This window comes from Brevundimonas naejangsanensis, from assembly GCF_003627995.1.
Classification (GTDB): Bacteria; Pseudomonadota; Alphaproteobacteria; order Caulobacterales; family Caulobacteraceae; genus Brevundimonas; species Brevundimonas naejangsanensis_B.
This window is the reverse complement of the sequence record NZ_CP032707.1, coordinates 701,011-726,753: the sequence shown is the minus strand read 5'-3', so window position 1 is coordinate 726,753 and position 25,743 is coordinate 701,011. Positions and strand designations below refer to the sequence as shown.

Annotated in this window: 22 protein-coding genes, 1 tRNA gene and 1 pseudogene; 13 read left to right on the top strand and 11 right to left on the bottom strand. The window is 68.6% G+C overall.

What is annotated here, in order from left to right; translation table 11 throughout:
• Positions 1–52: 52 nt before the first annotated feature.
• Positions 53–1,861, bottom strand: a complete 1,809-nt coding sequence (gene lepA, locus D8I30_RS03385) for a translation elongation factor 4 (RefSeq protein ID WP_121481489.1) — start codon at positions 1,859–1,861, stop codon at positions 53–55.
• Between the two features lie 328 nt (positions 1,862–2,189).
• On the opposite strand from lepA, the gene D8I30_RS03380 reads away from it, so the two are divergent.
• From D8I30_RS03380 to D8I30_RS03365, 4 genes are read left to right on the top strand one after another with little or no spacing between them, the layout of a single operon-like run.
• Complete coding sequence (locus D8I30_RS03380) at positions 2,190–2,807, top strand: hypothetical protein (protein WP_121481488.1); 618 nt, start codon at positions 2,190–2,192, stop codon at positions 2,805–2,807.
• Between the two features lie 60 nt (positions 2,808–2,867).
• Positions 2,868–3,266: a hypothetical protein gene (locus D8I30_RS03375; protein WP_121481487.1), complete on the top strand. Its 399-nt coding sequence runs from the start codon at positions 2,868–2,870 to the stop codon at positions 3,264–3,266.
• Positions 3,263–3,994 carry a C39 family peptidase gene (locus D8I30_RS03370; protein ID WP_121481486.1) on the top strand — a complete coding sequence of 244 codons (732 nt, stop codon included), beginning with the start codon at positions 3,263–3,265 and terminating at the stop codon, positions 3,992–3,994. The genes D8I30_RS03375 and D8I30_RS03370 overlap by 4 nt, the downstream gene beginning before the upstream one ends.
• Before the next feature lie 26 nt (positions 3,995–4,020).
• Positions 4,021–4,689 carry a hypothetical protein gene (locus D8I30_RS03365; protein WP_121481485.1) on the top strand — a complete coding sequence of 223 codons (669 nt, stop codon included), beginning with the start codon at positions 4,021–4,023 and terminating at the stop codon, positions 4,687–4,689.
• Positions 4,690–4,757: 68 nt separating this feature from the next.
• On the opposite strand, the gene D8I30_RS03360 is transcribed toward D8I30_RS03365, so the two are convergent.
• Both D8I30_RS03360 and D8I30_RS03355 read right to left on the bottom strand, forming a co-directional pair.
• Positions 4,758–6,020, bottom strand: a complete 1,263-nt coding sequence (locus tag D8I30_RS03360) for a transporter (protein WP_240387309.1) — start codon at positions 6,018–6,020, stop codon at positions 4,758–4,760.
• A gap of 104 nt (positions 6,021–6,124) precedes the next feature.
• Entirely contained in the window at positions 6,125–6,859 is a 735-nt protein-coding gene (locus D8I30_RS03355) for a Crp/Fnr family transcriptional regulator (protein ID WP_205570742.1), read from the bottom strand.
• 214 nt (positions 6,860–7,073) lie between these two features.
• Here D8I30_RS03355 and D8I30_RS03350 point away from each other — a divergent pair, with 214 nt between their 5' ends.
• Positions 7,074–7,550, top strand: a complete 477-nt coding sequence (locus D8I30_RS03350; protein WP_121481483.1) for a hypothetical protein — start codon at positions 7,074–7,076, stop codon at positions 7,548–7,550.
• 9 nt (positions 7,551–7,559) lie between these two features.
• Here the strand turns inward: D8I30_RS03350 and D8I30_RS03345 are convergent, their stop codons facing one another.
• The gene (locus D8I30_RS03345; protein ID WP_162938796.1) at positions 7,560–8,429 is read right to left on the bottom strand and encodes a LytTR family DNA-binding domain-containing protein; all 870 of its coding nucleotides are present in this window, start codon (positions 8,427–8,429) and stop codon (positions 7,560–7,562) included.
• 116 nt (positions 8,430–8,545) lie between these two features.
• Between D8I30_RS03345 and D8I30_RS03340 the strand changes: the two genes are divergently transcribed.
• A complete protein-coding gene (locus tag D8I30_RS03340) occupies positions 8,546–10,057 on the top strand; it encodes a nitrilase-related carbon-nitrogen hydrolase (protein ID WP_121481481.1) in 1,512 nt (503 codons plus the stop codon).
• 72 nt (positions 10,058–10,129) lie between these two features.
• Here the strand turns inward: D8I30_RS03340 and D8I30_RS03335 are convergent.
• A tRNA-Arg gene (locus D8I30_RS03335) sits at positions 10,130–10,206 on the bottom strand.
• 151 nt (positions 10,207–10,357) lie between these two features.
• On the opposite strand from D8I30_RS03335, the gene D8I30_RS03330 reads away from it, so the two are divergent.
• Positions 10,358–12,130, top strand: a complete 1,773-nt coding sequence (locus D8I30_RS03330; protein WP_121481480.1) for a gamma-glutamyltransferase family protein — start codon at positions 10,358–10,360, stop codon at positions 12,128–12,130.
• A gap of 15 nt (positions 12,131–12,145) precedes the next feature.
• Here the strand turns inward: D8I30_RS03330 and D8I30_RS03325 are convergent, their stop codons facing one another.
• Together D8I30_RS03325 and D8I30_RS03320 are read right to left on the bottom strand one after the other, a co-directional pair.
• Entirely contained in the window at positions 12,146–13,015 is an 870-nt protein-coding gene (locus D8I30_RS03325; protein ID WP_240387308.1) for a lipid A-modifier LpxR family protein, read from the bottom strand.
• Positions 13,016–13,172: 157 nt separating this feature from the next.
• Complete coding sequence (locus D8I30_RS03320; RefSeq protein ID WP_121481478.1) at positions 13,173–15,062, bottom strand: ribonucleoside-diphosphate reductase subunit alpha; 1,890 nt, start codon at positions 15,060–15,062, stop codon at positions 13,173–13,175.
• 270 nt (positions 15,063–15,332) lie between these two features.
• Between D8I30_RS03320 and D8I30_RS03315 the strand changes: the two genes are divergently transcribed.
• Entirely contained in the window at positions 15,333–16,070 is a 738-nt protein-coding gene (locus D8I30_RS03315) for a phosphatase PAP2 family protein (RefSeq protein WP_121481477.1), read from the top strand.
• A 115-nt stretch (positions 16,071–16,185) separates the two neighbouring features.
• Positions 16,186–18,324 carry a hybrid sensor histidine kinase/response regulator gene (locus D8I30_RS03310; protein WP_162938795.1) on the top strand — a complete coding sequence of 713 codons (2,139 nt, stop codon included), beginning with the start codon at positions 16,186–16,188 and terminating at the stop codon, positions 18,322–18,324.
• A gap of 3 nt (positions 18,325–18,327) precedes the next feature.
• Here D8I30_RS03310 and D8I30_RS03305 read toward each other — a convergent pair.
• Positions 18,328–18,905 (bottom strand): annotated as a pseudogene (locus tag D8I30_RS03305) (glutathione S-transferase family protein).
• Positions 18,906–19,057: 152 nt separating this feature from the next.
• On the opposite strand from D8I30_RS03305, the gene D8I30_RS03300 reads away from it, so the two are divergent.
• Positions 19,058–20,104, top strand: coding sequence for a ribonucleotide-diphosphate reductase subunit beta (locus D8I30_RS03300; protein ID WP_121481475.1), 1,047 nt, complete (start codon positions 19,058–19,060; stop codon positions 20,102–20,104).
• A gap of 232 nt (positions 20,105–20,336) precedes the next feature.
• Here the strand turns inward: D8I30_RS03300 and D8I30_RS03295 are convergent, their stop codons facing one another.
• The 3 genes from D8I30_RS03295 to D8I30_RS03285 all read right to left on the bottom strand — a co-directional run bounded on the left by D8I30_RS03295 (position 20,337) and on the right by D8I30_RS03285 (position 23,182).
• Positions 20,337–20,837, bottom strand: a complete 501-nt coding sequence (locus tag D8I30_RS03295) for a cell wall hydrolase (protein ID WP_121481474.1) — start codon at positions 20,835–20,837, stop codon at positions 20,337–20,339.
• Between the two features lie 102 nt (positions 20,838–20,939).
• Entirely contained in the window at positions 20,940–22,430 is a 1,491-nt protein-coding gene (locus tag D8I30_RS03290) for a sensor histidine kinase (RefSeq protein ID WP_240387307.1), read from the bottom strand.
• Positions 22,427–23,182 carry a TVP38/TMEM64 family protein gene (locus tag D8I30_RS03285; RefSeq protein ID WP_240387366.1) on the bottom strand — a complete coding sequence of 252 codons (756 nt, stop codon included), beginning with the start codon at positions 23,180–23,182 and terminating at the stop codon, positions 22,427–22,429. Before D8I30_RS03285 ends, D8I30_RS03290 begins: the two co-directional genes overlap by 4 nt.
• A 155-nt stretch (positions 23,183–23,337) precedes the next feature.
• Here D8I30_RS03285 and rpmH point away from each other — a divergent pair, with 155 nt between their 5' ends.
• The 3 genes from rpmH to yidC are packed head-to-tail and all read left to right on the top strand — an operon-like array spanning position 23,338 to position 25,743.
• The gene (rpmH, locus tag D8I30_RS03280; RefSeq protein ID WP_003164000.1) at positions 23,338–23,472 is read left to right on the top strand and encodes a 50S ribosomal protein L34; all 135 of its coding nucleotides are present in this window, start codon (positions 23,338–23,340) and stop codon (positions 23,470–23,472) included.
• A 34-nt stretch (positions 23,473–23,506) separates the two neighbouring features.
• Positions 23,507–23,935, top strand: coding sequence for a ribonuclease P protein component (rnpA, locus tag D8I30_RS03275; RefSeq protein WP_121481472.1), 429 nt, complete (start codon positions 23,507–23,509; stop codon positions 23,933–23,935).
• A gap of 5 nt (positions 23,936–23,940) precedes the next feature.
• A complete protein-coding gene (yidC, locus tag D8I30_RS03270; RefSeq protein WP_121481471.1) occupies positions 23,941–25,743 on the top strand; it encodes a membrane protein insertase YidC in 1,803 nt (600 codons plus the stop codon).

Sequence of the window (25,743 nt, the reverse complement as noted above, 5' to 3'; positions counted from 1 at the left end):
CCTAGAAGCAGACATTCAGAACCGCTCCCAGCCAGAAGCGGTCGTCCGCCCCTCAATCCTCGTCCATCTTCAGGGCCGCGATAAACGCCTCCTGCGGGATCTCCACCTTGCCGAACTGGCGCATGCGCTTCTTGCCGGCCTTCTGCTTCTCCAGCAGCTTCTTCTTGCGGGTGGCGTCGCCGCCGTAGCACTTGGACGTCACGTCCTTGCGCAGGGCGCGCACCGTCTCACGGGCGATGATCTTGCCGCCGATGGCCGCCTGGATCGGGATGGTGAACATGTGCGGCGGGATCAGCTCCTTCATCTTCTCGACCATGCCCCGGCCGCGCGTCTCGGCGCGGGCGCGGTGGACCAGCATCGACAGGGCGTCCACCGGCTCGGCGTTGACCAGGATCGACATCTTCACCAGGTCGCCGACCTTGTAGTCGGTGATCTCATAGTCGAACGAGGCGTAGCCCTTCGAGATGGACTTCAGCCGGTCGTAGAAGTCGAACACCACCTCGTTCAGCGGCAGCTCATAGACCACCAGAGCGCGGGCGCCGACGTAGGACAGTTCGATCTGGTTGCCGCGACGGTCCTGACACAGCTTGATCACCCCGCCCAAGTATTCGTCGGGCGTCAGGATGGTGGCCTTGATCCACGGCTCGCTGATGGTCTCGATCTGCATCACGTCCGGCAGGTCGGCCGGGTTGTGCAGGTCGATCTCGGTCCCGTCGCGCTGCTGGATCTTGTAGACGACCGAGGGGGCCGTCGCGATCAGGTCCAGGTTGAACTCGCGGCTCAGGCGCTCCTGGATGATCTCCAGGTGCAGCAGGCCCAGGAAGCCGCAGCGGAAGCCGAAGCCCAGGGCGGCCGAGCTTTCCATCTCGAAGGTGAAGCTGGCGTCGTTCAGGCGCAGCTTGCCGATGGCGGCGCGCAGGTCCTCGAAATCGGCGGCGTCGACCGGGAACAGGCCGCAGAAGACCACCGACTGGACTTCCTTGAAGCCCTTCAGCGGTTCGGCCGTGGGCTTCTTCTCGTCGGTGATGGTGTCGCCGACGGCGGCGTGGGCCACTTCCTTGATCTGGGCGGTGATGAAGCCGACCTCGCCGGGGCCGAGCTGCTGGACCGGGGTGTTCTTGGGCAGGAAGACACCGACGCGATCGACCAGGTGGGTCGAGCCGGTCTGCATCATCTTCACGCGCATCCCGGCCTTCAACACCCCGTCGAACACGCGCACCAGCAGCACCACGCCCAGGTAGGGGTCGTACCAGGCGTCGACCAGCATGGCCTTCAACGGGGCGTCGATGTTCCCCTTGGGCGCGGGCAGGCGGGCGACGATGGCCTCCAGCACGTCCTCGATGCCCAGGCCCGACTTGGCCGAGCACATGACGGCGTCCGAGGCGTCCAGGCCGATGACGTCCTCGATCTGGGCCTTGACCCGGTCCGGCTCGGCGGCGGGCAGGTCGATCTTGTTCAGGACCGGGACGATCTCGTGGTTGTTGTCGATCGCCTGATAGACGTTGGCCAGGGTCTGGGCCTCGACGCCCTGCGAGGCGTCCACCACCAGGATCGAGCCCTCGCACGCCGCCAGCGAGCGCGACACCTCATAGGCGAAGTCGACGTGCCCCGGCGTGTCCATCAGGTTCAGGACATAGTCGAGCCCGTCCTTGGCCTTGTAGTTCAGGCGCACGGTCTGCGCCTTGATGGTGATGCCGCGCTCTTTCTCGATGTCCATGTTGTCGAGAACCTGCTCGGACATTTCGCGCGCGGTCAGGCCGCCCGTGAACTGGATCAGGCGGTCGGACAGGGTCGACTTGCCGTGGTCGATGTGGGCGACCACCGAAAAGTTGCGGATGCGTTCGATAGGGGGCGTCGTCATGGTCCGGCGCGCGTAGCACGGCCGGAGCGATTGCGCCACGGGAGCGACGATCTCGGACCGATTCGACGCGGACTCGATCCAGGCTCGAAAAAGTCACCTTGTCGCCGATTTTATTCCGGGTGGCCTCTTGATCAAAAGGCAGGTCTGCATCGCCGCCGCTTGGCGAGTCCACACCAATTGAGCGCCAGTCTCGGCATGAGGCGGCCAACTCGACGAATTTCCGAGAAATTTCCGTGACCCGACTGCCAGGAACGACCGCGTTGCTCTGGCGATTGCGGAAGTCGGAGGTGGAGGAGCCTCCGTTCCCAATAAGATTGGAGGCAGAGAGATGCGTACCAAACTGATGAGTTCGGCGGTGGTGCTGGCAGGCGTGCTGGCTTTCGCCAGCGCGGGCTACGCTCAGTCCTATGGCGGTGGCCACGACAGGAACGACAAGGGTGGCGACAAGGTCATTGACGACTCGTTCAACGACCATTCGCACACCACGGATTCGTACAACGATACCTATAACACGAATGTCGATCTCGGCAGCTCGTTCAGCAATAATCGCAAGTACGACACCGACAACACCAACTCTTTCAACGATAACCGCACTTACGACAACGACACCGACGTCGATCATTCTTTCAATACGGAGCATTCGAACAATACGAATAACTCCTTTAACACTGACAACTCGACCCATGACTGGAACGTTCGCGTTTCGCTGAACTACCAGGAGCTCTCCGCCAACGTGAGCGACGTCGGCTTCGATCAGCGTGAAGACCATGATGGCCGGCAGGACGCTGACATGCGCTCCGGCGACATCACCCAACGGGGCGGCGCCTTCGCGGGCTTCGCTGGCATTCAGACCGTGAGCAACAACTCGGGCCTGGCCTCGATCGGACAAGCGGCGACGGCGGTCAGCGCCAACGCCAACGTCACTTTCGGCAACGGCGGCCAGTAAATCGCTCTGTACTCGGCGGCCGGTTCTCCCGGCCGCCGATTTTCTTCCTGGGAGGGAAACATGTTCAGCATTTTGACGGCCTTGGCCTTGCTGGGGGCGGCGGATCCGGAATCGGCCGCGGCGCCCGACGCACCCCCTCCGCCCCCCATCATCGCGCCCGAGGCGCCGACCGTGTCGAATGCGCCCGTCGGGCCGCAGTCCCTGGAAACGAATGAACTCGACGCCCTGCACGGCCGCCAGGGAGCCGTCGTCATCGTCGCCAGCGACCAACTGCTGCAGGCGACCAACAGCGGCAACAGCGTCAACGCCAACACCGTGACCACCGGCGCCCTGCGCATCGACGCCAACGCCTTCGCCGGGTTCAACGGCATCGGCAATTTCGTGATGAACAGCGGCAACAACAATAATCTGCAAGGCGCGATCACGATCAACATCGTGACGACGGCCCCGAACCCGTGAGGCCGATCGTCCGCAAGGCTTCGGTCGGCGCGGTTCTGGCCGTGATGGCCGGGCTGCTGGCCTTGCCCTCGACCTCGGCGCGGGCGGAGATCCTGTTGCATAACGGCCCCGTGGCCGGACGGGTCAAGGTGGTCAGCTATCGCGACCTGCCGTTCCGCACCGTGGTGCGCCAGCGATACGATTTCAGCTGCGGGTCGGCGGCCCTTGCCACCCTGCTGCGTCATCACTACGGACGCGACGTAGGCGAGGAGCAGGTGTTCCGGGCCATGTACGCCGCCGGCGATCAGGCCACGATCCAGAGGGTCGGCTTCTCGCTTCTGGACATGAAGCGGTATCTCGATGGGCACGGCTACGCCGCCGACGGCTTCCGGCTCAGCCTCGATGACCTCATCGGGATGAACGCTCCGGCCATCGTCATGATCGACACGGCCGGCTACAAGCATTTCGTGGTCTTCAAGGGCGATGACGCGGGCCGCGTGCTGATCGGCGATCCCGCCCTCGGCCTGAAGATCTATTCGCGCGACCAGTTCTCCGCAATGTGGAACGGGGTCGCCTTCGTGGTCCGCCAGCCGGCGGACACCTTCAATGATGCCGAGGAATGGCTTCCCTGGAATCGGTCGCGGCCGGGCCAGGCGCTCCAGCCCCTGTCCCTGGCTGAACTGACGCGGGAGTTGCCGCCCCTGTACCAGGTGACGACTCGCTTCTCTCTCGATCCCTATCTGAGGTGACCCTCATGCGAAACGCGCGTTCAAGTATGCTGCTCGCCATGATCTTCCTGGGGCCGGCCCTGGTCCCGGCGTCGGCCTCGGCTCAAGCGATCAGCTTTGTCGCCGATCTCGGCGGCGATCCGGCCCTGGATCCTGTCTTGGATCGTCCCGTGGACCGTCCCGCCCCGGAAGTCTTCGCCGCCGTGGCGGGCCCTGGTCCCCAGGCCATGACCGACGACGACCTGGCCGAGGCGCGGGGCGGCTTCATGACGGCCGGGGGCTTCACCTTCGGCTTCGGGGCGGTGGTTCGCTCCTATGTCAACGGCCAGCTGGCGCTGAAGACCCAGTTGACCTGGACGCCAGCCGGTCCCGTGACGCAGCAGACCCAGCACAGCGTGCCCGGGGTCCAGGATCTGGCCAGCGCCATGCAGGGTCTGGCGGCCGGCGGCATCGACCTCAGCGGGCTGCAGAACGCCGGCGGCGTGGCGGTGATCGATTCCGACGGCGCGACGGCGATCCTGCACAACATCACGACCAGCCAGCTTCAGAACCTGATCATCAACAATGCCGACAACCGCAATATCCGCCAGGAGATGGAGCTGAACCTGTTCCTGCCCGACCTGGCTGCGATCCAGGCAGACAGTCGGATGCAGAACTACGGCTCGCAGATTCTGCGCGACATCGACTGGGCGGGCCTCAGGGGGACGGGCTTCTGACGTTCGGGGCGCCCGCGTCTCGATGGAGGGATTTCAGGGCCGCCCGCCGGGCGGCCCCTTTTTCATGCTCAGAAGACGATCGGCACGCGCAGGACGAAGCGCATGTCCGGCGCGTCCTCGGTCACCCCGAATTCGAAATTGCCGTTGAGGCTGAACCGATCGCTCAGCAGGTAGGACATGCCGAACTGCAGGGCGCCGACCTGCAGCGAGTCCGACTTTTCTGTGATGTCGTTCAACTGGCTCGACGTCGGCCGGATGTAGTTGTGCTTGTAGCCCAGCGAGAAGGAGAAGCGCGGGTTCAGCGAGAAGCCGAAGCCGATCGACAGGCCGATGGCGTCGCCGGGATCGACCTTGCCGATGCGGATCTCGCCTTCCGTCTTGTCGATGTCGCGCGGCAGGTGGGCGAAGTAGCTCAGGCTGCCGAAGATGACGGCCGGGTCGCTGGGGTAGAGGAAGCTGATGCTGGGCTCCACGCCCCAGAAGCCCGATCCGGTGGCCAGCCGAGTGGCGACGCCGAACTCGTCGCGGTCGATGTCGAAGGGGCCTTCGCCCGTGTCGCTCTTGACCCTCAGGCCGGCGATGAAGATCGGGAGCCCGCGTTCGCCGCCGTTGATCTGGTAGCGGACGGCGGCCTCGACGTCGCCAACGCCGTCGCCGCTCAAGTCGATGGTGCGGGTCACTGCCTCGTCGCGCTGCTGCACGGTGGTGATGGTGTCGTTGCGCCACACGTAGGGCACGCGGATCTCCCCTTCGAGCCCGGGGGCGATGCCGTATTTCGCCGCCAGGGTGACCACGCCCGTGTCGCGGTCGGCCTCATTGGCCTCGATCACCCCGATCTGCACGCCCGGCACGATCTCAATGCCCCGGAACACCAGGCGATTGGCGCTGGAGCGGGTGTATTCGGCCGAGAGGTCCACCGTCAGCTTTCCGGGCTGGCTCAGCACGGCGATGCCTTCGGGAATGGCGGCCAGCTGCTCGCGAGTCACCTCCTGGGGCGAAGGCGGGGCCTGCGCGTCAACCATGGGGGGCGGCTGGGATTGGCCGTTGGGCGTGAGAGTGCTCGCGACCTGTCGCCCGGCGCGCAGTTCGTCCAGGGTTCGGTCGACGAAGACGCCTTGGCCCGAGCCGTCGGCCTGTACGCGCCAGCGGGGATCGACCTCGGGCGGAGCCGTCGCGGCGCGCTCGGCCAGCAGCGCCTCCTGAGCCTCGATCCGCCGTTGTTGCTCGAGGATCAGCGCCTCCAGCCGCGCGACCCGGGCGGCCAGATCCTCGTCCTGGGCCAGGACGGCGCTCGGCGCGAGCAGGGCGACGGCCGCGACGGACGCGCGCAACAGTTGAAGCGCGGGTCCGCGTCTGGCCGAAGCGGGAGGACGGCGTCGCTGAGACGGAAGTTTGTGCTGGCCCATGGCGCGCTTTCTCTTTCTCTTGTTCCAGTTCAGTGAAGAAGGGGGGCCTCGGCGCCGTAGTCGCAGGCGGCGCGCAGATAGGCCTCGTCGAGCAGGGTCACCCACCCGTTCTGCATGGCGATCAGCCGCCCTCGCCGCATCTGGCCTAGGGTGCGGCTGACGTGCACCAGGCTCAGGCCCAGGGCGTCGGCCAGGGTCTCCTGGGTCAGGGGCAGGTGCATGCGGTCGCCGGTGCAAAGTCCGGCGCGCTGGAGGCGGTCGCGCAACTCCAGCAGCAGATGGCCCAGGCGCGCCTGGGCCGAATGCCGCCCAAGCCGGACCACGTGGTTCAGCAGGCAGGCCTCTTCATAGCGACGGGACGTCGCCAGGGCGCGGCGCAGGCGTTCGTGGCGAGGATCCTGGAGCGCCAGGATTTCCCTCAGCATCAGGGCGTCGACATATTCGACCCGCGTCAGGGCGACGGTCGAGGTTTCGTCCAGCGGGCGGGGCTCCAGGCTCAGGCCGACGGAGTCGCCCGGCAGCAGGAAGCCGAAGATCTGACGCTGCCCGTCCGCCAGGATGCGCTGGCGGCAGGCCCAGCCGCTCAGGATCAGGCGCGGCGAGGCCGCCCGGCCGTCCGGGTCGAAGGGCTGGCCCGCCGGAACGACTTCCTGGAAGACGCACAGCCGCCGCACCAGGGCGCGTTCTTCTTCGCTCAGGCGGGTCATGGCCGTCAGATTGCGCAGCGCGGCCAGTTCCCCCGACGCGGACGTCGAGCGGCGCACACTGACCGCGCGCGTCACCATTCCCCGTCGGGCAGGCGCAGCAAGCCCCCTCCGGCGTTCCGGTTTCCGTCCCTCTCCCACACCATCTCAGGCGCTCCTCCACGACGGGAAACGGCGACGGCGCGGCGGACGTTCCTGCCAAGGCGCAGAAACGTTGATTTTAGGTTAAATGCTTCGACGGGCCCTCGTCGGGCGACGGGATGGAGGAGAGAGGATGCGCACGATCAAGCCGTTGGCGATGGCGGCGCTATTGGGCCTCGGGGCGGGGTGCGGCCAGCCGAGCGAACGGCGCGCCGCCGTCCCCGCGGTCGAGGCGCCGCCGTCGCCGCCCGCCTCCTGGCGGCTGACGACGACCGAAGATGGACGGCCTATGCTTCAGCATGAGGCCGAGGGGGTCGATCTGTCGTGCCGCGACGGGCGCCTGTCCCTGGCGGTCGGGGCCTTCCATGTCGTGTCCAGCGAAGAACGCATGTCCCTGGGCGCGGGCGAGGACGTGACCGTCCTGGTGGTCGGGGTGACGGGCTCGCCGGCGCCCAGTCGGGTCGTCGGCGTCGCCCCGCTGGCCGGCGATCCGGCGCGCATCCTGGCCTCGGGGCGGCCGCTTCACGTCAACTACGGCTATCAGAACGCCGGCCCCATCACGGCGCCCCAGGGGCTGGCCGAAAAATTCCTGGCCGCCTGCGCCGCCTGAATTCACCGGCTAGCGCGCCCCGCCGATCGGCCAGCCCCGACGGGCGAGCTCGGCCAGACGTCGCCGGGCCACGGGGACTTCGAGGCCGGTGTCGAGGCGAATCCATCCGCCGCGCCCGCGTCGCTCGACCCCGGCGACCGCCGCCTTGCACACCCACCAGGACCGATGAACCTGGGCGCCCTCGAGCGCGCCGAGTTCATGGATGGCGTCGGCCATGCGCATCAGGATCAGGGTGTCGCCGCGTCGCGTGAAGACGCGGACGTAGTGGTCCTCCATGCCCAGGGCGATGATCTCGCGCCCCAATCGCGGGGGTAGGCGCTCCAGCAGGCGTTGGCCGGCCGCGGGCTCTCCGGCTGGAAGGGGCGCGGCCCCTTCGTGAGCCGACAGCGGCGCGACGGGCGCGGCGGTGCGTTCGGGAGCGGGGGGCCACGCCTGACCGGCGATGTGCCAGAGCGCGCCCAGCCCCAGGGCGGCGATCAGTGCGGTCTGCGCGTAGGTGGCGACGAACTCGGCGCCGCTGGGCCAGGGGCGCGCCAGGTCGACGTCCGGGCCGAGCCACCAGAGCCAGAGGCTCATCGGCGCGGCCCCCGCCAGCACTCCGGCGGCCCATCCCGCCCACTCCGGCAGGGCCAGTTGAATAGCCTGCCGGGCGCCCAGCAGGATGAGGGGGCGGTAGATCAGATAGCCGACCAGGACGCTGCGGATCCAATAGACCAGGCGGTGGGGCCAGGGGCCGAGCAGATAGGTTCCGAACGGGCCGAGCATCGACAGCACGACCGCCAGCGCCAGCATCAGGGCCAGCTCCAGCACGATCATGCGCGCGCGCAGCGCCGCCCTCAGTCCCGTTGACGCTTCGCGAGCGGGCTCAATCGCCGCCATGAATCCCCCCTGCGAATGTCTCGGCCCGACGGCGAAACCTCGATGGCGGCGCCCCTCGCCGCCGGGTTTGTTGCCCGCCTCTTTCGTGACTTCAAATACAGGCCAGGTCTTCTCTCATGTCCAGATTCGTTTGGCTGGCGATCGCGGCGGGGTGCGCCGCCTTCTCGGTCGGCAACTTCACGGCGCCGGTGCTCGCGTGGCTCGGCCCGATCTTCATGCTGCGCTTCCTGCGCCAGTCGTCGTCCTGGCAGGGCGCGGCGGCGGGCCTGGCGGCCTTCGTCGTGGCCCAGGACATCGCCTGGCGCGGCGCCATCATCTTCCAGGGCGTGACCTATCACGCCGTGGTGGCGGGCGTGGCGGCGGTCTTCTTCCTGCCCTACATCGTCGACCGCCTGCTGGCCCCGCGCCTCAAGGGGTTCGCCGCGACCCTGGTCTTCCCCTCGGCCCTGGCGCTCACGGAGTTCGCCTGGTCGAACGTCGGCCTCGGCAGCTGGGGCGTGGCGGCCTATGCGCAGACCGACCTGCAGCTTCTCCAGATGCTGTCGGTGACGGGGCTGTGGGGCGTCGCCTTCCTGATCGGCTGGGTCGCCGCGGTCGTGAACCTGATCTGGGAGGCGGGCGGCCAGGGCCTGACGGCCCGCCGCGCGGTCCTGCTTCTCGCCGGCGCAGCGGGGACGATCATCGCCCTGGGCGCTCTGCGGCTGGCCTTGGACGCGCCGTCCGCGCCCACGGTCAGGATCGCCGGGATCAGCGCCGAGAATCTGGACGTGTTCAAGGCGGCCTGGGCCCCGGTCAACGCGGCCGGCGGTTTGAGCCCGGCGGGCGCGGAGCGGGCGCGCCCGTTGACGCAGGCTCTTCAGCGCACCTTGCTCGAGCGCAGCCGGCAGGAGGCGCGCGCGGGCGCCAAGCTGGTGCTGTGGAGCGAGGCCAACGCCCTGGTGCTCAAGGACGACGAGGCGCGCTTCATCGCCGAGGCGGGCAGGCTGGCGGCGGCGGAGCGCATCTATCTGTTCATGGCCATGGCGACGATCACGCCGGGCCGGCCGCTGGCGGAGAACAAGATGGTCGCCATCGATCCGACCGGCGCCGTGCGCTCGACCTACCTCAAGAGCCGGCCGACTCCCGTCGAGCGCTCCGTCCGGGGCGACGGCCGGATGCCGGTGATGGATACGCCCTACGGCCGCATCGCCTGGGCCATCTGCTATGACTTCGACTACCACGACCTGATCCGCCAGGCGGGGCGTGCGGGGGCCGACATCCTGCTGGATCCGTCGTGGGACAGCCGCGGCATGGCGCCGATGCACTCGAACATGGCGGCGATGCGGGCGATCGAGAACGGGGCGGCCCTGGTGCGGATGGTCAACGACGGCCGCAGCCTGGCCGTCGATCATCAGGGACGGGTTCTGGCCGCCATGGACGACTTCCGGTCCAGCGCCCCTGTCAGCGTCATGGTCGTCGAGGCGCCGACGCGCGGGACGCGCACGCTCTATGCGCGGTTCGGCGACTGGCTGCCCTGGACGGCGCTGTTCACGCTCGGCGGCCTGGGCGTCATGGCGTTTCGCGCGCGACAAGGAGCGGTCAGGCCGCGCTCGGACACGGTTGCGGCTCCAGTTCAAGCGGCGCTGTAAAGCCGTGTGTCATCGGAATATGGAAAGCCTCGCGGCTCGTCTTCCCCAAGACCTAAGTCCTTGAAAGGAAAGTGGCGCACCCGAAGAGATTCGAACTCCTGACCCCCAGATTCGTAGTCTGGTGCTCTATCCAGCTGAGCTACGGGTGCGCACTGCCTTGCGGGCAGGGCCGGGTATCTAGCGGGTCGCTTTCGGGGAGGCAACAGGTTTTCTCGGAAAATCGTGAGAAAATGCGGGGTTGGCCTCCGGGACCTGCGGGCCTAGGCATAAAGCCTCTCTGCAACGTCCCGGAGTGCTTGCGTGCGCGCCTTTTCCTTTCTCCATTCTCGTCCTGCGCGCAGGATTTCGTCTCTAGCGGCCGGGACGGCCGTCGCGGCCCTGCTGCTGACCGGCTGCGCTGCGACGACGGCGAGCGTCCAGGCGGAGGCGGCGGTTCCGGTCGAGGCAGTGGCGGTCCAGGCCTCCGTCGCCAAGGGGCCCTTCGTCTCCGCGGCCAACCCCCTGGCGGTCGAGGCGGGGATGAAGGTGCTGGCGCGCGGCGGCTCGGCCGTGGACGCGGCCGTGGCGATCCAGGCGGTGCTGGGCCTGGTCGAGCCGCAGTCCTCGGGCCTGGGCGGCGGCGCCTTCATGATGTTCTACGACGCCGAGAGCGGGGCGATCACCGTCTATGACGGACGCGAGACGGCGCCCGCCGCCGCCACGCCCGAGCTCTTCTATGAGAACGGCAAGCCGCTGGCGTTTGGGGACTCGGTGCTGAGCGGACGCTCGACCGGGGCGCCGGGCGTGGTGCCCATGCTGGCCCTGGCCCAGAAGCAGCACGGCGCGTTGGCCTGGTCCGAGCTGTTCGGCGACGCCGAGCGTCTGGCGGCCGACGGCTTCGTGGTCAGTCCGCGCCTGGCGGGCATGATCAACGGCGACGCGCCCCAGTCGAAGACCCGCTGGGCGACCGAATATTTCACCAAGGCGGACGGCACGCGCTATCGGGCGGGCGAGACGTTGCGGAATCCAGCCTACGCCGAGACCGTGCGGCGCATCGCGCGCGAAGGCGCGGCCGCCCTTCAGCAAGGCCCGCTGGCCGAGGCCATCGCCGCCGCCGTGTCGGAAGGGCCGCGCCCCGGCGCCCTGACGACCGCCGACATCGCCGGCTATCGCCCCGTGGTGCGCGAGGCCGTCTGCGGCCCCTACAAGATCTACACCATCTGCGTGCCGCCGCCGCCGTCCAGCGGGGCTTCGATCCTGGAGTTGCTGGCCATGGCCGAGCGGACGCCGGCCATCGACAAGGGGCCGAACAGCCCCGAGGCCTGGGCCGCCTTCGGCCAACTTCAGCGGCTGATGTACGCCGACCGCGATCGTTATTTCGGCGATCCGGCCTTTGTCAGCGTGCCGGTGGCGGGGCTGCTGGACCCGGCCTACGTCGCTGAGCGGGCGGCCCTGGCGCCGTCGTTGCGCGGCGCGGCGCCCTATGGCGTGCCGGCGGGTGCGCCCAAGGTCGGCGCCGACGCGACCCAGGAACCGGCGGGCACCTCGCACCTGGTCGTGGTCGACGCCCAGGGGAACGCGGTCAGCATGACCACCACGGTCGAGAGCCTGTTCGGCTCGGGCCGGATGGCGGGCGGCTTCTTCCTGAACAACCAGCTGACCGACTTCTCCCTGGTCCCGGCGGCGGCCGACGGCACGCCCGCGGCCAACGCCGTGGCGGCAGGCAAGCGGCCGCGCTCGTCCATGTCTCCGGCCCTGATCCTGGACCGCGAGGGGCGGCTGGTCGGCGCCCTGGGCTCGCCCGGCGGCTCTTCCATCCTGGCCTACAACGCCAAGGCCCTGATCGGCGCCCTGGCCTGGGGCCTGCCGCTGCAGCAGGCCTTCGATCTGCCCAACCTGGTGGCCAAGGGCGACGGCTTCGGCGCCGACACCGAGGGCTTCCCGGCGGATGTGCGCGCAGGCATGGCGGCGCGCGGCGTCGAACTGCGCCCCAACACCACCGAGACTTCGGGCCTGCACGGCGGCCTGTGGCGCAACGGACGCTGGGACGGGGCCGCCGACAGCCGCCGCGAAGGCGTGGCGCGGACGCAGTAGGGCCGGCAGGGCGGCCTAGCGCGGCGGGCGGATGGTCAGTTGGAAGGCCGCCAGGCCCTCCGACACGTCGGTGTCGATGCCCTGATAGCCGCGCAGGCCTTTGACCTCGATCTCGCGATAGACGATGCCGAACGAGCCCTGAACCGCGCCTCGGCGATAGGCCACGCCGATGGAGGCGTCGCCCAGGTAGGAGCCGCCGTCCTGGCTGACGCCGGAGCGGGCGAAGTCGCCGTCGCGGGTGCGGGCGAAGTTGTAGCCGACCGCCCGTTTGGAGCCCGCGGCGTACAGATACCAGCGCGGGCGTTCGCCGAAGGCCTCGTCGCCGTTGGGGGCCAGGCGGTCCAGGCCTTCGCCGATGCGCAAGGTGGCGCCTGCCTCGGCCGAGGGGCCGTCGCTGCCGACGCCGAAGCCCGCGTGGGGCGTCAGGGAGACCTCCAGACCCGAGGCCGTGCGGCCGCTGGCCGCCGTCCAGCCGCGCGTATAGGTGACGTCGTAGCTCTCGGCGGAGAAGCCCGCCGCATCCAGGGCGCGCGGCGGCAGGGGGCCGCCGTCGGCGCGGCGCAACTCGCCCATGGTCGTGACGCGCAGCCGGTCGGTGAAGCCGTCGCCGGCGAACCAGGCCTCCTGGCGTCGTTCGGCCAGGTCGGCGCTCAGGCGGGCGGCGTCGTTGAACTGCACCGGCGCCCCGAAGGCGGCGTCGGGCTCGGCCGAGAAGGGCAGGCGGCTGTCGATCCGGGCGGCGGCGTCCTCGAACCGCACGGCCTCGCCGCCCCGCGCGGCCACGGGGGCCTCAAGCAGGGCTTGCGGCAGGGCGAGCGCGGCCGTCGGCATGGCAGCCGGCGCGGTCGCCGCGATCGCCAGTCCTGCCCATGCCATGCGTCGCATCAACGGTCCCTCCCGATCCGTTAACGACTCCACTGTGCACGAACGCCGGTGAACCGCAACGGACTCTTTTGGGCCACAATCCTTCTGACAAACGAAGCCGCCCGGAAGAGGGTTCCTCCGGGCGGCGGTCAGGCGGTCGTGATGAGCGGCGTAGGGCCTATTGGCAGGCCAGGCACTCGTCGTAGTCGGTGCGGGCGATGGAGAAGAGGTCCGGCTGGTTCGGATCGATCTCTTCTTCCTGCTTGTCGTCGGCCCCGGCGAAGGCAGCGCGCTGCACCGACTTGGAGCGCAGATAATACAGCGACTTCAGGCCCCGCTCCCACGCCGACCAGTGCAGCATGTGCAGGTCCCACTTGTTGACGTCGCCGGGGATGAACAGGTTCAGCGACTGCGCCTGGCAGATGTCGCCGGTGCGGTCGGCGGCCAGTTCGATGACCCAGCGCTGGTCCAGCTCGAAGGCGGTCTTGTAGATGGCCTTCTCGTCCTCGCTCAGGGCGTCCAGGTGCTGGACCGAGCCTTCATGCTCCAGGATCGACGACCAGACCGCCTCGGTGTCGATGCCCTTTTCGCCCAGCAGCTTCTGCAGGTAGGGGTTCTTGACCGCGAACGAGCCCGACAGGGTCTTGTGCGTATAGATGTTGGCCGGGATCGGCTCGATGCCCGCCGAGGTGCCGCCGCAGATGATCGAGATCGAGGCGGTCGGGGCGATGGCCAGCTTGTGGCTGAACCGCTCCATCACGCCGCGCTCGGCGGCGTCGAGGCAGGGGCCCTTCTCCTCGGCCAGGGTGCGGCTGGCCTTGTCGGCCTCGCGGCGCAGGTGCTTGAACAGGCGCATGTTCCAGCTCTTGGCCATCGCCGATTCAAAGGCCACGCCCTGCGCCTGCAGGAAGGAGTGGAAGCCCATCAGGCCCAGGCCCACCGAACGCTCGCGCTGGGCCGAATAGACGGCGGCGGCCATCGACGACGGGGCGCGGGTGATGAAGTCCTCGAGCACATTGTCGAGGAAGCGCATGATGTCCTCGATGAAGCGCGGCTCTTCGCGCCACTCCAGGAAGGTCTCGGCGTTGACCGACGACAGGCAGCAGACGGCGGTCCGCTCGACGCCCTTATGGTCCAGGCCCGTGTGCAGCATGATCTCCGAGCACAGGTTGGACTGCTTGACCGACAGGCCCAGGTCCTTCTGGTGCTGCGGCATCTGCCGGTTCACCGTGTCCGAGAAGATCAGATAGGGCTCGCCCGTCTGCATCCGGATTTCGAGAATCTTGGTCCAGAGGTTGCGGGCGTCGACGGTTTTGCGGACCTCGCCGTTCTTGGGCGAGACCAGGTCGAACGGCTTGCCGTCGCGCACCGCCTCCATGAAGGCGTCGGTGATGTTGATGCCGTGGTGCAGGTTCAGCGAGCGGCGGTTGAAGTCGCCCGACGGCTTGCGGATCTCGAGGAACTCCTCGATCTCCGGGTGGTGGATGTCCAGATAGACGGCGGCCGAGCCGCGACGCAGCGAGCCTTGCGAAATCGCCAGGGTCAGCGAATCCATCACGCGGATGAAGGGGATGATGCCCGAGGTCTGGCCCGCGCCCTTGACCTTCTCGCCGATGGAGCGGACGCCGCCCCAGTAGGTGCCAATGCCGCCGCCGTTCGAGGCCAGGGCGACGTTCTCGTTCCAGACGTTCTGGATGCCGTCCAGGCTGTCGTTGACCGAGTTCAGGAAGCAGGAGATCGGCAGGCCGCGATCGGCGCCGCCGTTCGACAGCACCGGGGTCGCCGGCATGAACCACAGCCTGGACATGTAGTCATAGACGCGCTGGGCGTGGTCGGCGTCGTCGGCGTAGGCCGTGGCCACGCGGGCGAACATGTCCTGGTAGCTTTCGCCGGGCAGCAGGTAGCGGTCTTCCAGGGTCTTCTTGCCGAAATCGGTCAGCAGGGCGTCGCGCGAGCGGTCCAGCTGCAGGCCGGTGACCACCTTCAGGTGCGGCTTGCCCTCGGGCGGAGCCGAGGAAACCGCTGAGAATTCCGTCGTCTGCAAAGCTTCGCCGCCAGCCATTTTCATCACTGCCCCGAACAAATCCGTTAGAAGACCGTGCCGGTTTGAAACACTAGATATGGTGTCTCGGTTCCTATGCTCGGCTACATATATGGGCGCACATCCCTAACCGCTCGTAAAGCTCTTGACGCAGGCTTTTCTTTCGAATCGGTGGGCGGTCGGCCGCACCCTGTGGAAATGACTCGGGAATTGGCGGGCGATCACTTTTTGCGTCCCGAGCGGCGGGTGGACCCGTGAGCCAGGGAACGTCCTGGCCAGCGTCGCCGTTAGCGCCCCATGGCTCCTCATCCCACCGCCTTCCTGACGCGCGCCCTGCGGGTTGCGCGCACCGAGATCGCCGCCGTCGCGGCCCTGCTGGTGGCGACCCTGGGGGTGCTGGTCTTCATCGAGGCGGCCGATGAGATGCAGGAGCCGGGCGGCCAGGCCTTCGACCGGGCGGTGCTGGCGGCGGTGCGGCCCTACGCCGATGATCCCGGCCGCCCCTGGGGGCCGTGGTGGCTGCGGGAGGCGGCGGCGGACCTGACCTCGCTGGGCGGCATAGCGGTGCTGGTCCTGTTCGCGCTGATCGCCCTGGGTTTCCTGCTCATCATGAGAAAACGGCTGTCGGCCCTGCTGCTGGTCGTCAGCCTGGCCGGAGGGGTGGCGCTGAGCGAGGGTCTGAAAGCCCTGTTCGAGCGCGAACGACCGCCCGCCGCCTATCAGGCGGTCGAGACGCTGAACGCGAGCTTCCCCTCGGGCCACGCCCTGCTGGCGACCGTCTTCTACCTGACCCTGGGGGTCATGCTGACCCGCGCCTTTCCGCGCAAGCGGCTGAAGGCCTATGTCCTGGGCTGCGCCGTGGTCATCGCCCTGCTGATCGGGCTGACGCGCATCTATCTGGGCGCGCACTGGGCCTCTGACGTCTTCGCCGGGTGGAGCGTGGGGGCGGCCTGGTCGATGGTCCTGTGGCTGGTCGCCTACGCCGCCGAACGCCGCCAGCGCCTGCATGACGCCCCGCTGCGGGACGATCCCTAGGAAGGGAGGCGTCATCGCCTCCGACGTCGGGGCCAGGCTAGCGGCGGCGATTCGCTGCGCAGTTTTTGTTTACGCTTTTACGAATATAACGTTGGTCAGAGACCCGGGGATCCGCGTGGCGGCAGTAACGACGAGAGGGCGATGGCGCGCGTTTCGGCATGACGCGGGTCTGGAGGCCGGTCCGCCGGCGGCCGGCTATGTGCTGCTGTATCTGCTGTGCCTGCTGATCGGCCATTGGAGCGCGACGACCTTTCAGGCCGTGATCGTCTGGCCGACCAATGGGGTCCTTCTGGCCGCCTATCTGCAACTGCCGCGCCGACGGGCGGCCATCGTCCTGGCGCTGTGCTTCGGCCTGAATCTGGTAAGCGCCGAATTGCGCGGCGACGCACCGCCCTTTGTCTGGATCAATCCCCTGCTCAACCTGGGGCAGGCCGTCATCGCCGGGCTGCTGGCGCGGCGGCTGTGCGGCGCGGCCCTGGACATGCGTCGTCCACGCCGGGTCCTGCTGTTCGCCCTGGGGGCGGCGGGGCCGGCGGTGGCCGCCACCACGACGATCGGGGTGCTGCTGGCGGTCTGGTTCAAAGACTATTCCCTGACGCGGGCGCTCTTCACCTGGCGTCATCTGTTCATGATGGAGATGCTGGGCCTTTTGATCATGACGCCCAGCCTGCTGCTGCTGGCGCGCGCGCACAGGTTCCGCGACGAGGCGTCGCCACCGTGGGAGATCGTCAGCGTCCTGGCCCTGACGGCCGGGACGTTCATTGTGGTTTTCAGCCAGTCGTCGCCCTTCCTGTTCATGGTGTTTCCGCCGCTGATGCTGGCGGCCTATCGGTTGTCGCCGCCGTGGATGGCGATCACGCTCTTGGCGGGGGTGACGATCAGCGGCCTGATGACCATGGTCGGCTCCGGCCCGGTCAGCGCCTCGACCGTGCCCTATGTGGCGGGGCTGGAGATGGCGCCCCTAAGGCTGCGGCAGATGCCGCTCTACTACGGCTTCCTGCTGGTGGCGGCGCTGACGGCCCTTCCCATCAGCGCCCTGATGGCCGAGCGTCGCGCCAATGCGGCGCGGTTGGCGCGCCGCACGGCCCTGGCGCTGGAGCAGAGGCGGCGCGCCGAAGAGGCGGTCGCCGCCAAGTCGCGCTTCCTGGCGGTGATGAGCCATGAGATGCGCACCCCCCTGAACGGCATCAGCGGCTATGCCGACCTGTTGTCGAGGCGTGGCGACCTGGCCCCGGACGCCCAGGCCCAGGTCGCGGCGATCCGCGAGGCGGGCGGGGCCATGTTGCTGCTGGTCGAGGACGTGCTGGACGCCTCGCGCGGCCAGGAGGCGGCCGAGCCCGAACCCATCGCGGTCGAGCCCCTGATCCGCGAGGTCTGCGAATCCGCCGCCGCCGCCGCCGCCGCCAAGAGCCTGGTCTTCGATCTCGCCTTCGAGGGCGCGGCGGGCGAGCATCGGCTGGGCGATCGGCGTCGTCTCGGGGCCGCCCTGCGGCACCTGCTGTCCAATGCGGTGAAGTTCACGGATTCGGGACAGGTTCGCGTCCGGATAAGCCTTGAAGACGAACGCCTGGCCATCGAGGTGGCCGACACCGGGCCGGGAATCGCGCCCAGCCTGCGGCCCAGCCTGTTCGACATCTTCGCCCAGGGCGACGATTCCCTGCAGCGGCGGCACGGCGGCGCGGGGGTGGGCCTGTCGGCGGCCCGGCTTCACGCCCGCGCCATGGGCGGCGACGTGGTGTTGAGCGAGACCTCGGCGGGCGGATCGGTCTTCATCCTGACCGCCCGCCTGGCGCGGCTGTCGGAGGCGCAGGCGCTGCGCCTGGAAGCCGAGGAGGAGGCGGGGGCGGTCGACCGGCCCCTGCGCGCCCTGATCGTCGACGACCACCCGGCCAATCGGCGTATGCTGCGCATCATGATGGAGGCAGCGGGCGCCCAGGCCGTCGAGGCCGTCGACGGCTATGAGGCGGTCGACAAGGCGGCGAGCGGCGCGTTCGACCTGATCCTCATGGATGTCCGCATGCCCCGCCTGGACGGTCTGGAGGCCACCCGCCGCATCCGTCGCCAGACGGGTCCCTCCAGCGCGGCGGTGATCCTGGCGGTCACGGCCGACGCCATGCCCGAGGACGCCGCGCGCTGTCTCGCGGCCGGCATGGACGGCCATCTGGCCAAGCCGCTGACGCACGAACGCCTGTTCGCCGCCGTCGAACAGGCCTTCCGCGCGGCCGCCGTCCGGGCTTCGGCCGACGCTGCCTGACGGTCATCCTTCCCAGCCGGGCTCGAACGGAAAGCGCTCGGCCCAGAAGGCCTGGAGTTCGGGCAGGGCGTCGACCCGGCGCACAACTTCGGCTATGCGAGGCGCCTCGGCGTAGAAGCGGCGGCGCCGCGGCGTCCAGCGGCTGGCCGTGGCGACATAGAGGTCCAGCACGGTCAGCTCCTCGCCCAGCAGGAAGCGGCCCGGCGCGATCTGGGCGTCCATGATGCGCCAGCATTCGGCGATGCGCTCGATGGTGCGGCGCCTGACCTCGGCCTGAACATCCAGCGCAGGAACTGCGCCCGGCGCGGATCGTCCAGGGCGGGGGCCAGCCGCGCCTCGGGATGGGAATCGGCCAGCCAGATCAGGATGGCGGCGCTTTCGGTGATCACCTCCCCGTGCGGCGTGACCAGGGCGGGGATTTGCCGCATCGGGTTGACGACCGCCGCCTTGTCGCGCTCGGCCTCGCCCTCCCAGGTCACGGCCTCGACCCGGCGATAGTCCAGTCCGATCAGCCGCAGCGCGGCCTCGACCGGGACCGAGCCGGAGCCCGCAGCCCCGTAAAGCGTGAAAACCATCCCCATTTCCTCCCCCAGATTCCTGTCATGAAAACACCATATCTAGCGGTCTAGTGAAATGTGATCGCTAGATAGTGGTCCTCCCTTGTCGCCGGGCGCCGGTGGTCGCATGGTGGATTTGAAACCCACCCATCTCGGATTCGCCTAGGTTCCTGTCGATGAACGCTCCCGCCACCATCATTCGTCCCGGCGCCCCCGGCCTGCTGACGCCCTCGGCCGCCTACAAGCCCTTCCGCTACCCGTGGGCCTTCGACATGTGGAAGAAGCAGCAGCAGGTCCACTGGATGCCCGAGGAAGTTCCGATGGGCGAGGACGTCAAGGACTGGGCCGCCAATCTGAACGACGGCGAGCGCAACCTGCTGACCCAGATCTTCCGCTTCTTCACCCAGGCGGACATTGAGGTGCAGGACAACTACATGGAGCGCTACGGCCGGGTGTTCAAACCGACCGAAGTGAAGATGATGCTGGCCGCCTTCGCCAATATGGAGACGATCCATATCGCGGCCTACGCCCTGCTGCTCGAGACCATCGGCATGCCCGAGAGCGAGTTCGGCGCCTTCATGGAATACGAGGCCATGCGCGACAAGCATGACTTCATGGGCCAGTTCGGCGTCGAGACCGACGCCGACGTATGCCGGACGCTGGCCATGTTCGGGGGCTTCTCGGAAGGGTTGCAGCTGTTCGCCAGCTTCGCCATGCTGATGAACTTCCCGCGCCAGTCCAAGATGAAGGGCATGGGCCAGATCGTGTCCTGGTCGGTGCGCGACGAGAGCCTGCACTGCGAAGGCATCATCAAGCTGTACCACGCCTTCAACAAGGAGACGGGCGCCGTCACCAAGGCCGTGGCCGACGACATCGTCGACTGCTGCAAGACGGTGATCGAGATGGAGGACAAGTTCATCGACCTGGCCTTCGAGATGGGGCCGGTGAACGGCATGACCCCGGACGACATCAAGGCCTACATCCGCTTCATCGCCGACTGGCGCCTGCGCCAGCTGCAACTGCCGGAAGTCTATGGCGTGAAGGAAAACCCGCTGCCGTGGCTTCAGTCGCTGCTGTCGGGCGTGGAGCACGCCAACTTCTTCGAGGCGCGCGCCACCGAATACTCCAAGGCGGCGACGCAAGGGGCCTGGCACGGCGCCGACGGCGTCTGGGACAGCTTCGACTCCATGCTGAAGCGGCGCACGGAAGCCGCCGAGGCCTGATCCGACCCGAGGCCGGACATGAACAAGGGCGCCCCGACGCAGGTCGGCGGCGCCCTTTCTGTTGGGTTTCCTCTCCCTTCCCCCTCGATGGGGGAAGGGGCGGGGATGGGGGTGCGGACGCGACGCCCAAGGGGGACGCAGGAGGCGCGCCCCGTCTCCCGCGCGCCATCGGCAACGGCCTGCCTCCACCCCCACCCAACCCTCCCCCATCGAGGGGGAGGGCTTTGAGGGATCAGTACGGCGGCTGGCGTCCGGCGTTGCAGCGGGCGCGGTCGCCGCGTTCGCAGGCGGCGACGGTGGCGCGCCAGTCGGCCATTTCGCGCTCATAGCGGGCCTGGGCCTCGTCGGCGGCGCGCAGGTCGGCTTCGTGTCGTTCGTTCTCCGCGCGGGCTTCGGCCTGGGTCTGCTCCATCTCGGCCTGATAGCGGCGCTGGGCCTCGGCGTAGGCCGCCTGATTGGCACGGTCCTGGCTTTCGGCCAGATCGTTCTGGGCGACGATCTCGGCGTTCAGGGCCTGGGTGCGGCGCACCTCGTCGGGGTTCTGGGCGGAATCGGGGGCGCGGTGGTAACGCTCGCCGCGCGCGCGCAGCATCTCGGCCACGGGGTCGCTCTGCGTCGGTTGGGCCTGAGTCTGGGGTTGAGCTTGGGCGTGAGGCGCCAGGGCGGCCGCCGCCAGCGTCAGGGCGAAGGGCAGCGCCAGCGTCGCCGTGCGTAGGGCCAGGGGACGAATCATCGGGTCTCTCCTCGGTTGCGGACGGGCGGGGTCGCAAGCTTGGCGCTTTCGGCGCTCAAAGGAAACAACGTCTGCGTGGCCGGAAGGCTGCGGCCCGGGGGCTCAGTGCGGCAGCCGCAGTTCGAAGCTCGTTCCCTGCGGTCCCGTGTCCAGCAGGACCAGGGCGCCGCCGTGGTTGGCCGCCAGTTCGCGCGAAATGGTCAGGCCCAGGCCCGTGCCGTCGGCTCGGCCGCCGCTGACGAAAGGCTCGAACAGCCGTCCCGCCAGCCGCGGCGGAATGCCCGGCCCGTCGTCGCGCACGCCGATGGCGGCCATGCCGTCGCGGGTCTCCGCGCTGACCGTGATGGCTCCCTTCCCGTGGCGGTCCGGGGCGTCCTCGATGGCCTGTCGGGCGTTGCGCATCAGATTGACCAGGATGCGGTGAAGCTGGTCCGGATCGGCGTTGACGGCGAAGCGGGCGGGCAGGTCGCGCACCAGTCGCACCCCGTCCGGCTCCAGGCCTGCATCCTCGGCGGCGGCGGCCACGGCGCGGGCCAGCAGCATCTTCTGGCGCTGGGGGGCGGGCTCCTCGGTCTTGCCGTAGGCCAGGACGTTGCGCGCCAGGGTCGAGGCCCGGCCCAGCGCCCGCTCCAGCCGGGGCAGGGCGGTCGCCACCAGGGGGTCAGACGAGGTCGACAGCCGCTCGGACGCCATCTGAGCCGAGGTCAGCATGTTGCGCAGGTCGTGGTTGATCTTGGCCACCGCCTCGCCCAGGGCGGCCAGACGGGCGCGCGAGCGCAGCGACTGGCGCACCTCCTCCTGCATCCGGGCCAGTTCGCGCTCGACCCGGCCGATCTCGTCATGGCGGGCCGAGGGCGGCTGGGCCGGGCCTTCGGGATTGGCGGCGAAGCGTTCGATCGAGCGGGTGACCCGGCGCAGCGGCTGCAGCACCAGGAAGGAGAGGGCGGCGTAGAGCAGCCCCCCGGCCACCGCCGCGATCAGCAGCGACATGATCAGGCTGTTGACCAGGAAGGTCTCCAGCTCCTTCTTCAGCGGCTGGGCCGGGGCGAGAATCTCGATCAGGTCGCCCGAGCGGTAGCGCGGCGTCGCCTGGACCCTCAGCGAGCGGTCGGGGTGGCCGAACAGGGTCTTCCACGGGTCCAGCAGCCGCGCCCCCAGGCTGCGGCGGCGCAGGTCGATCAGGTCGGGCGCGCGCGGCAGGTTGGGGGCCTGCAGCAGCAGGCGCCGCACCCCCTGTTCGCCGACCACGACCGACTGCACCCCGCCGATGCTCAGCAGTTGTTCGGCGGTGGCGTCCTCGACGGCGGAATAGGGCAGGGCCTCGACCCCGACCGAGGCCAGTTCGGCGGCCTGCAGTCGGTCCATCAGCCACCGCTCCTGGAAGGAGGCGGCGCTGGGCACGATGATCAGGGCGGCGACCGCCAGGGTGAAGGCCGCCGTCAGCAGCAGCAGGCGGCTGGACAGGCCGTCCGGGGCGCGCAGCCGCAGCCGCTCGCGCCAGGCGGCCCACCGGGCGGGCGGCTGGGCCGGGGAGGCGTCGGCGGCCATTGTGGCGGCGGCGGTGCTTGGGGGCAGGGCCTCGCGCTCGGTCATGGCGCCTCCTGGCGGGGGCGGGCGCGCCGGCCGTCGATCAGTCTTTGCGCCAGCTTGAGCAGCAGGGGCAGCAGCATGGACAGGAAGGCCACCCCCATCAGGGGCCAGAAGAACTCCGCGAACAGGCTCCGAATGTCGGGATTCGGATTCGTGACCAGGACGTCGTGCAGACTGTCGCCGATCCAGCAATAGATGACGTGGGCCGGCAGCAGGCCGAGGAAGGTGGCGATCATGTAGGGGCGCAACGGCGCGGCCATGACGCCCCCCGCCACATTGATCATGTGGAAGGGCACGGTGACCACCAGGCGCGCGACCAGCACATACCAGAAGGTGTTCCTGTCCACGCCGGCGCAGACCTTGTTCAGCAAGCCCGTGTCGGCGGCCGCCCGGCGACGCAGGGAATCGCCCAGGGCGGTGCGTCCCACATAATAGACGGCCAGGGCCCCGATGGTGGCGGCGAAGGCGGTGGCGGCGCCGCCGACCCACGGCCCGAACAGATAGCCGGCCGTCACGGTGACGAAGACCACCCCCGGCACCACGCTGGCGGTCAGCAGGGCGAAGATCAGCATCAGGGCCAGCAGCATCAGGGCGTAATGCTGCTCGGTCAGGGTCTGAAAGGCCGCGCCGTGCACACGCAGGGTGTCCAGCGACAGGTAGCGATTCCATCCCATGCCGAAGATCAGGACGATCATCGTTGCGAGCACGGCCAGGGGCAGGAATCTTTTCACCCGGTCCAAACCGTGCTCCGTCATCTTCGACACGGCGCCTTCATAGCCGATTTCCGGCCGCGCCGCCGCTTTCTCGATCCGCTACGGCGTTGACTCTCGTCCTGTCGCCGCTTATACGCCCGCCTCTCTCGCGGCTGACGCTTGTGTCTGTCGCCAACCCCAGTAACCCGGAGCCGACCGTGAAGCGGACCTATCAGCCGTCGCGACTCGTGCGCAAGCGCCGTCACGGCTTCCGTTCTCGGATGGCCACCAAGAACGGTCAAAAGATTGTTGCGCGTCGCCGCGCCAAGGGCCGCAAGCGCCTGACGGCCTGACGTCACGCGCCCATTTCCCTTCAGGGCGGGGCGCATGACCGATCTGATGAAAATCGATCGCCTGTTGAGGCGGCCCCAGTTTCTGGCGGCCGCCAAAGGCGTTTCCCAGGCCCGCGGCGCCGTGGTGGTCCAGCAGTTGGATCGCAAGGACGGCGACCCGACGGTGCGCCTGGGATTCACCGCCACCCGCAAGATCGGCGGCGCCGTGGTGCGCAACCGCGCCAAGCGGCGCCTGCGCGAGGCCGCTCGCCTGCTGACCCCCCTGCACGGACGGACCGGGTGCGACTATGTGTTCATCGCCCGCATGGGCACGGCGGACCGCGACTGGGACCGCTTGCTTGACGATGTGAAATCGGCCCTTACAAGGCTCGCAACCCCGCGCGCGGCTCCCGATGGGGGAGACCGGGTCGTTTCGCCCGCCCGCGCCGACACCGAACCGCGCCCTTCCGGCCAGGACCGCTGATCCCGATGCAGAACGAGAATTCGCGCAACACCATCATCTTCTTCGTGTTGGCGGCCCTGATCATGGGCGTCTACTACTTCATGGTGATGCGCCCGCAGGCCGAGAGCCGGCGCCAGGCGCAGATCGTCGCCGCCGAGCAGCAGAAGGCGCGCGAGACCTCGGCCGACGCCGGCCTGACGCCGTCCGGCCCGGCGCCCGGCGTCTTCGTCCAGGATCGCGCCCAGGCCCTGGGCACGGTGGCGCGCGTGCCGATCCAGACCCCGACCCTGAAGGGCTCGCTTTCGCTGCAGGGCGCGCGCATCGACGACCTGTATCTGACCCGCTACCGCGAGACGCTGGACAAGAATTCGCCGCCGGTCGAGCTGTTCCGCCCGCAGGGCATGGAGCACGCCTATTTCGCCCAGTTCGGCTGGAGCGGCCCGAACGTCGCGGGCGGCGTGCCCGGCCCGAACACGGTGTGGAAGCTGACGAAGGGCGAAGCCCTGACCCCCGCGACGCCGGTCGAGCTGACCTGGGACAACGGCGCCGGCCTGCGCTTCATCCGCGTGGTCTCGATCGACGAGCAGTACATGTTCACGGTCAAGGACACGGTGGCCAACCTGGGGACCCAGGCCATCGCCATCGCCCCCTACGGCCGCGTCGAGCGCCAGGGCGTGCCGGTCGACCTGGGCAAGCAGATGATCCTGCACGAGGGCGCCATCGGCGCCTTCGGCTCGGACGACAAATTCACCACCGAACAGGTCAAGTACAAGGACTGGGCCAAGAAGCCGCGCATCCAGAAGGAGTCGACCGGCGGCTGGCTGGGCATCACCGACAAATACTGGCTGGCGGCCCTGATCCCGACCCAGAACGAGGCCATCGAGGGCCGCTTCTCGGTGCGCGACGCGCAGGGCCTGAACATCCACGAAGCCGCCATGCTGGGCGCGACCCGCACCATACAGCCCGGCCGCCAGATCGAGGAGACCCAGCGTCTGTTCGCCGGCGCCAAGCGCGCCGAGGTGCTGAAGGGCTATGAGCAGTCCCTAGACCTGCCGCGCTTCGTCTATGCCATCGACTGGGGCATGTTCTGGTTCCTGACGCGCCCGATCTTCACCGTGGTGGAGTTCTTCTACGGCGTCCTGGGCAACTTCGGCCTGGCCATCCTGGCCCTGACGGTCGTGGTCAAGCTGGTCCTCTTCCCGCTGGCCAACAAGTCCTACGAGAGCCTGTCCAAGATGCGGACCCTCCAGCCCAAGATGGAGGAGATCAAGAAGAAGCACGGCTCCGATCCGCAGAAGCAGCAGCAGGAGATGATGGCCCTGTACCAGCGGGAGAAGATCAACCCGCTGGCCGGCTGCCTGCCCATGCTGGTGCAGATTCCGGTCTTCTACGCCCTGTACAAGGTGCTGTTCGTCACCATCGAGATGCGCCACGCGCCCTTCTTCGGCTGGATCCGCGACCTGTCGGCGCGCGACCCGTCGACGATCTGGAACCTGTTCGGCGCCGTGCCGTGGGATCCGGCCACCCTGCCGCTGCTGGGCGGCCTGCTGAACGGCCCGCTGCACCTGGGCGTCCTGCCGCTGGTCTACGGCTTCACCATGTGGCTGCAGATGGCGATGAACCCGCCGGCGCAGGATCCGATGCAGCGCCAGATCTTCCAGCTGATGCCGATCGTCTTCACCTTCATCATGGCCCCGTTCGCGGCCGGCCTGCTGATCTACTGGGCGTGGAACAACGTCCTGTCGATCATCCAGCAGTATGTGATCATGCATCGCTTCGGGGCCGAGAACCCGATCGACAGTTTCATCGCCCGTTTCAAGAAGGCCTGA

Bases quoted from the DNA above. Each gene is read 5' to 3' on its own strand.
- lepA (WP_121481489.1), bottom strand. From the start codon at position 1,861: ATGACGACGCCCCCTATCGAACGCATCCGCAACTTTTCGGTGGTCGCC.
- D8I30_RS03380 (WP_121481488.1), top strand. From the start codon at position 2,190: ATGCGTACCAAACTGATGAGTTCGGCGGTGGTGCTGGCAGGCGTGCTG.
- D8I30_RS03375 (WP_121481487.1), top strand. From the start codon at position 2,868: ATGTTCAGCATTTTGACGGCCTTGGCCTTGCTGGGGGCGGCGGATCCG.
- D8I30_RS03365 (WP_121481485.1), top strand. From the start codon at position 4,021: ATGCTGCTCGCCATGATCTTCCTGGGGCCGGCCCTGGTCCCGGCGTCG.
- D8I30_RS03350 (WP_121481483.1), top strand. From the start codon at position 7,074: ATGCGCACGATCAAGCCGTTGGCGATGGCGGCGCTATTGGGCCTCGGG.
- D8I30_RS03345 (WP_162938796.1), bottom strand. From the start codon at position 8,429: ATGGCGGCGATTGAGCCCGCTCGCGAAGCGTCAACGGGACTGAGGGCG.
- D8I30_RS03340 (WP_121481481.1), top strand. From the start codon at position 8,546: ATGTCCAGATTCGTTTGGCTGGCGATCGCGGCGGGGTGCGCCGCCTTC.
- D8I30_RS03325 (WP_240387308.1), bottom strand. From the start codon at position 13,015: ATGCGACGCATGGCATGGGCAGGACTGGCGATCGCGGCGACCGCGCCG.
- D8I30_RS03320 (WP_121481478.1), bottom strand. From the start codon at position 15,062: ATGAAAATGGCTGGCGGCGAAGCTTTGCAGACGACGGAATTCTCAGCG.
- D8I30_RS03315 (WP_121481477.1), top strand. From the start codon at position 15,333: ATGGCTCCTCATCCCACCGCCTTCCTGACGCGCGCCCTGCGGGTTGCG.
- D8I30_RS03300 (WP_121481475.1), top strand. From the start codon at position 19,058: ATGAACGCTCCCGCCACCATCATTCGTCCCGGCGCCCCCGGCCTGCTG.
- D8I30_RS03295 (WP_121481474.1), bottom strand. From the start codon at position 20,837: ATGATTCGTCCCCTGGCCCTACGCACGGCGACGCTGGCGCTGCCCTTC.
- D8I30_RS03290 (WP_240387307.1), bottom strand. From the start codon at position 22,430: ATGACCGAGCGCGAGGCCCTGCCCCCAAGCACCGCCGCCGCCACAATG.
- D8I30_RS03285 (WP_240387366.1), bottom strand. From the start codon at position 23,182: ATGACGGAGCACGGTTTGGACCGGGTGAAAAGATTCCTGCCCCTGGCC.
- rnpA (WP_121481472.1), top strand. From the start codon at position 23,507: ATGACCGATCTGATGAAAATCGATCGCCTGTTGAGGCGGCCCCAGTTT.
- yidC (WP_121481471.1), top strand. From the start codon at position 23,941: ATGCAGAACGAGAATTCGCGCAACACCATCATCTTCTTCGTGTTGGCG.